This window comes from Frankia sp. AiPs1, from assembly GCF_023716945.1.
Lineage (GTDB): Bacteria > Actinomycetota > Actinomycetes > Frankiales > Frankiaceae > Frankia.
Map to the genome: position 1 here is coordinate 1 of NZ_JAMQQF010000416.1, position 5,445 is coordinate 5,445.

The 5,445-nt window shown below is 73.4% G+C and carries 4 protein-coding genes and 1 pseudogene; 2 read left to right on the plus strand and 3 right to left on the minus strand.

Going from position 1 to position 5,445, the window contains the following annotated elements; genetic code table 11:
• The 3 genes from alaS to ND748_RS24270 form a co-directional block, all read right to left on the minus strand.
• Positions 1–2,276, minus strand: a 2,276-nt coding sequence (alaS, locus tag ND748_RS24260; protein ID WP_251748278.1) for an alanine--tRNA ligase, incomplete at its 3' end; no start/stop codon positions are given.
• Between the two features lie 89 nt (positions 2,277–2,365).
• Positions 2,366–2,707: a hypothetical protein gene (locus ND748_RS24265; protein WP_251748279.1), complete on the minus strand. Its 342-nt coding sequence runs from the start codon at positions 2,705–2,707 to the stop codon at positions 2,366–2,368.
• A complete protein-coding gene (locus ND748_RS24270) occupies positions 2,708–3,211 on the minus strand; it encodes a DUF948 domain-containing protein (protein WP_251748280.1) in 504 nt (167 codons plus the stop codon).
• Between the two features lie 543 nt (positions 3,212–3,754).
• Here ND748_RS24270 and ND748_RS24275 point away from each other — a divergent pair.
• Both ND748_RS24275 and ND748_RS24280 read left to right on the plus strand, forming a co-directional pair.
• Positions 3,755–4,126 carry a hypothetical protein gene (locus ND748_RS24275; protein ID WP_251748281.1) on the plus strand — a complete coding sequence of 124 codons (372 nt, stop codon included), beginning with the start codon at positions 3,755–3,757 and terminating at the stop codon, positions 4,124–4,126.
• 619 nt (positions 4,127–4,745) lie between these two features.
• Positions 4,746–5,445, plus strand: a pseudogene (locus tag ND748_RS24280) (beta-mannanase); the annotation flags it as partial.

Consider the following 5,445-nt stretch of genomic DNA (forward strand, 5'->3'; position numbering starts at 1 on the left):
CCGGCGAGCACCGCGGCGGCCCGCAGCCGGTCCAGCTCCCGCTCGGCGTCGCGCAGCCGGCCCACGATGTCGGCGACGCGGTCGGCCAGCTCGTCGGGGCGGGCCTTGAGCGCCGTGGACAACTGGGAGACGAGCAGGTGCTCGCGGGCCAGGTAGCGGAACGCGTCGATGCCGACCAGCCCCTCCACCCGGCGGGTTCCGGCGGAAATCGACGACTCCGAGAGCAGCTTGACCGCGCCGAGCTGGGCGGAGCTGGCGACGTGGGTGCCGCCGCACAGCTCGCGGGCGTAGTCGCCGACGTCGACGACGCGCACGGCGTCGCCGTACTTCTCCCCGAACAGCGCCATCGCGCCGAGCCGGCGGGCCTCCTCCTGGGTCGTGACGAATGCCCGGACCGGCAGGTCGCGCAGCGCCACCTCGTTGATCTCGTCCTCGACGTCGGTGAGGACCGACGGCCCGACCGCGCCGAGGGCGTGGAAGTCGAAGCGCAGCCGGCCCGGGGAGTTCAACGAGCCGGCCTGGGTCGCCGCCTCCCCCAACGCCCGACGGAACGCGGCGTGCACGAGGTGGGTGGCGGTGTGCGAGCGGGACACCGCGCGGCGGCGGTTCTCGTCGACCTCGGCCTGCACCCGGTCGCCGAGGCGCAGCTCGCCGGAGCGCACCCGGACCCGATGCAGGACCAGCTCCGGCACCGGCCGCTGGACGTCGAGGACCTCGACCTCGCCGCCATCGAAGCGCAGCAGGCCGAAGTCCGGCTCCTGGCCGCCGCTCTCGGCGTAGAAGGGGGTGGCGTCGAGGACGACCCCGACCTCGTCACCCTCGCCGACCACCGTCAGGCCGGCGCCGTCGGCGATGCCGACGAGACCGACGACGCCGGACTCGCGCGACAGCTCCTCGTAGCCGGTGAAGGTCGTCGCGCCGGAGCGGGCCAGGATCGGCCGGAACGCCGACAGGTCGACGTTGCCGATGCGCCGCGCGGCCCGGTCGGCCTTCGCGGTCTGGCGCTGGCGCTCCATCAGCCGGCGGAACCCGGCCTCGTCGACGGACAGCCCCGCCTCGGCGGCCATCTCCAGCGTCAGGTCGATCGGGAAGCCGTAGGTGTCGTGGAGCTTGAACGCCTCGTCGCCGCCGAGGGTCGTCGCACCCGTGGCGCGGACCTGCCGCGCCGCCGCGTCGAAGATCGTCGTGCCGGTGCGCAGCGTCTCGGCGAACGACGCCTCCTCCGCGACGGCAACGCTGGTGATCGCCTCGGCGTTGTCGACGAGTTCCGGGTAGATCGAGCCCATCGCGGTGCCGACGGTGCCGAACAGCTCGGCCATGACCGGCTCGCGCGCGCCGAGCAGCCGGGCATCGCGCACCGCCCGGCGCAGCAGGCGGCGCAGCACGTAGCCGCGGCCCTCGTTGGCGGGCACGACGCCGTCGGCGATGAGCATCGCCGCGGTGCGGGTGTGGTCGGCGACGACGCGCAGCCGCACGTCGTCGGCCGGGTCGGCGCCGTAGCGGCGGCCGGTGAGCTGACCCGCGGCGTCGAGCACCGGGCGGGAGATGTCGATCTCGTAGAGGTTGTCGACGCCCTGCAGGATCGTCGCCATCCGCTCCAGGCCCATGCCCGTGTCGATGTTGCGGGCCGGCAGCTCGCGCAGGATCGGGTAGTCGTACCCGGCGCCCTCACCCCGCTCGTACTGCATGAACACGAGGTTCCAGACCTCGAGGTAGCGCTCCTCGTCGGCGATCGGGCCGCCCTCGCGGCCGTACGCCGCGCCCCGGTCGAAGTAGATCTCGCTGCACGGCCCGCACGGACCGGGCACGCCCATCGACCAGAAGTTGTCCTCCTTGCCGCGGCGCTGGATGCGCTCGGCGGGCAGCAGGTCCTTCCAGATCCGCTCGGCCTCGTCGTCGTCGAGGTAGACCGTGGCCCACAGGTCGTCCGGCTTGAAGCCGAACCCGTCGACGAGCAGCTCGAAGGCGAACGGGATCGCCTCGGCCTTGAAGTAGTCGCCGAACGAGAAGTTGCCGCACATCTGGAAGAACGACGCGTGCCGGGCGGTGCGGCCGACGTTCTCGATGTCGACGGTGCGCACGCACTTCTGCACGCTGGTGGCCCGCGGCCACGGCGTCGCCAGATCCCCGAGGAAGTAGGGCTTGAACGGCACCATTCCGGCATTGACCAGCAGCAGCGTCGGGTCCTGAGCAACCAGCGAGGCGCTCGGGACGATCGCGTGCCCGCGCCGGGCGAAATGGTTGAGAAAGCGGCTGCGGATCTCGGCCGTGTCCATCGAGTTCACATCGTCCAGACTGGTGGGAGGAGGGGCGTCATCCGGGGGTGGGCGGCGATGCTGCCGCCGCCCGTGCGGCCGCCGCGGCGTCAGGGCCGGCGGGCACCCGGGACCAGCCGCATGGTGCGCTCGGCATCGTCGAGGCCGTCCGGGTAGCCGGCCGGCCCGGCGCCACCAGCACCGGCGTCGGCGGGCCGCTCGGCCGGGACGGAGGGATCATCGTCCGAGTCGCGGTCGAGGCCGAGAGCAACACGGATCTCCTCCTCCCGTTGCGCCGCCGCCTCACGCACGTCCGCGAGGAACTCCTGCACCGACTGTACGAGAGATCCGGCCAGGCTCGTCGGAGTGAGGGCCGCGGCGGCCTTCGCCGCCTGGCGCACCACCACGACGCCGGCCGCGGCGCCGAACGCCAGATAGAAGATCCTGGACATCTAGCGGCTCCCCCGGCGTCCGTCGGTCGCCCCGGCGACCGGGCTCAGGCCGACGTCCTCGGCGCCCGTGCGCCGGGCCGCCTTGTCCGCCTTCAGTTGCGACTTCACCCGCGACTCGACCTCGGACCGGGTGCGCTTGGCCGCGGCCTGGCGCACGCCGTAGCTGAACGCGGCCACCCGAACCATCGGGCCACCGAGTGTCGCCGCGAACAGCGACGTCAGCGACGAGACGTTCGTCGTGATCGACTGCACGTTGGCCGTGATCGCGTCGACCCGGTCCAGCTCCTTGTTCACGTGGGCGAGTGCCACGTTGACCTCGTCGACCGTCGCACCGGCCTGCCGAACCCGGGCGGTTCCCTCGTCGATGGCAGCACCGGTCTGACGCACCCGCGCCGCCGCCTCGTCGAAGATCTTGCCGAGTTTGAGCAGGACGAAACAGCCGAAGAGGGCGAGCACCGCGAACGCGCCCGACGCGATCAGGCCCGCGACCGCTCCACCGGACATATGTGCTCCTGCCTCCATCGTCGATTGGGCCGGTCCCATCCCACCCGATCCGGCACGCCGTGCCACGCCGCGGTCCGCCACCAGGGCCCTCGGTCGCGAGGGCTCGTGGACTGCGTGGGCCGCGGCCGTCGGTGGCCGCGAAACCCGCCGACCGCAACCGCGGTGACCGTGGACGCCGTGGACGCCACCCCGGTGGCGCCCACGTGTGACCTTACCGAGGCAGCCGCGGGGACCACGGGTAACCCCCACCGCCCGGCCTGGGGCGCGGACCCGTGGCCAGGCCGTCTCTCAGGCGGCACAACGGTGGTTGCGAACAGCGGCGCTCAGCCGGCCGGCCCCGGTGACGGTCCGGGTGGCGGTCCCGGTGGCGGTGGCGGTCCCGGTGGCGTGGCACCGGCGGGATCCGGTCCCGCCGCCGGGCAGCCGGTCGTCCCCGACGGTCCCGGCGGCTCGGATGGCCGCGGTAGAGGTGGCGCACCCGGCACCCCCGGTGTCCCCGCGATGCCCGGGGCCGTGGGCGGGCCCGGGCACCCGGCGGGTGCGGTGAGTGTTCCGGTGCTGACCGGGCCGGTGCCGCCGGGGTCGGCTGCCGGTGGGCTGGTTCAGCCGACGGTCACCTACACGGTGAGCCGATCCGGCTGGCGGCGGCGGACCATGCGAGTCCAGGTGCGTACCTCCGGCCCGGTCGGCGAGCTGATCCTGTTCGCGCGGCCGGGTGCCGCTCCGCCGCGGGTGGCCGCGGAGGCCCACGAGCTGTCCCGGCTGGCCGCCGTCGATCAGGCCGTTACCCGCACCATCGACGTCACGCTGGACGGGGCGCAGCTTCCGTGGGGCGTTCGGTTGTTGCCGGCGCTGGTGCATCCGACCGGCTGGTCCGTCACGCATCCCGCCGACGAGGATCTGGTCGTCCGCTGAACGACCGTTCCGCCCCGGTCAGATCAAGTTTCTTCGTGCGGTGATTTGGGTGAGTGTTGTCTTCTGGCGGCGGCTGGGCGGAGATGTCACACCGGATCTGCAATAATGGCGCTACCACGGAAAGTATTCGTCCTGGTGCTGTTCCTTGCAGCCGGTGTGCCCCTTACGATTGGGTCCATCACGCGTAGTTCCAGTACCGGCCGGGTGGGTATTCGCCACTCGGTCGGAGTATCTGTCGAACCGTCCTGACCCCGAGGTCGGAGACGGTCGGCGTCACGGACGGGCCGCAGTGGCAGCCCGGTCGACGCGCCCGCCGCGGTGTCGTCGAGCTCTGATGGCGCGCTGGGTGGCCGCTTAGGCGGCGGCTCGGAGGGGACGCTCCATCAACGGTCGTGATCCGACCATGCTCCGTTGTCGGTGTGCAGTGCGCTCGGCGGGTGCGTCTCACGCCAACTCCGAAAGGCAGCGCGCGAGCATGGTCTCGACCTCTCGTCGCCGACCGTCCCCTCCGGTCGGCCGTTCGGTCTCCCCGCCCACTCGACCTCGTGGCGCGCCCGGCCGCCGCGGGCCTGGCCGCCGGGCCCGCCGGCCGGTCCGTACCGGTGCCCGGCTGGGCCTGGTGTCGGTCTTCGTCCTCGGCCTGCTGGGGGCGGTAACCCCGCTGGCCCAGGCCGCGGGGGAGACGCCCAGCCCCCAGCCGTCCCTCACGCCGCCGAGCGCGGTGTCGCCGAGCGCCAGTCCGACGGCCTCGGCCGAGCCCGCCGGCACCGCCCAGCCCGGGGTGCCGATCTCCACGTTGACCCCGCAGGCCAACAGCCGTATCACGCTGGTCCTGTTCGACGAGGACATCGTGCTCGTCGGCGGGCGTGACTTCGCCGTCGGCGACGACGTCACCGTCGCCGCCGAGACCACCAGCCTGGGCGGCAGCGCGCTGACCAAGGCGGACGCGGACGGCCGCTTCATCCTGGGATTCCGGGTCCCGCCGGACTTCAAGGGCACGGTCAAGGTCAAGGCGACCCAGGGCGGCGCCACCGCCGCCGACGCCCTCGACGTGACCGGCCCCGAGGCGGCGGCGAAGGAGTTCAAGCAGGCGCCGGCCCTGCCCGACGTCCCCGTGCAGCACTCCGACACCACCACGCCGGGCACGACCACCCCGGGCACCACCACGCCGGGCACGACCGCCACGCCGGACACCACGGGCACCGCCGCCTCGGCCAGTCCCGGCACCCCGCAGCCGACCCTGTCGCCGAGTGGGGCCGCCGTGGGATCGCCGACGCCGAGCGCCGCGCCGCAGCCGTCGCCCACCGCCGGGGTCGCCG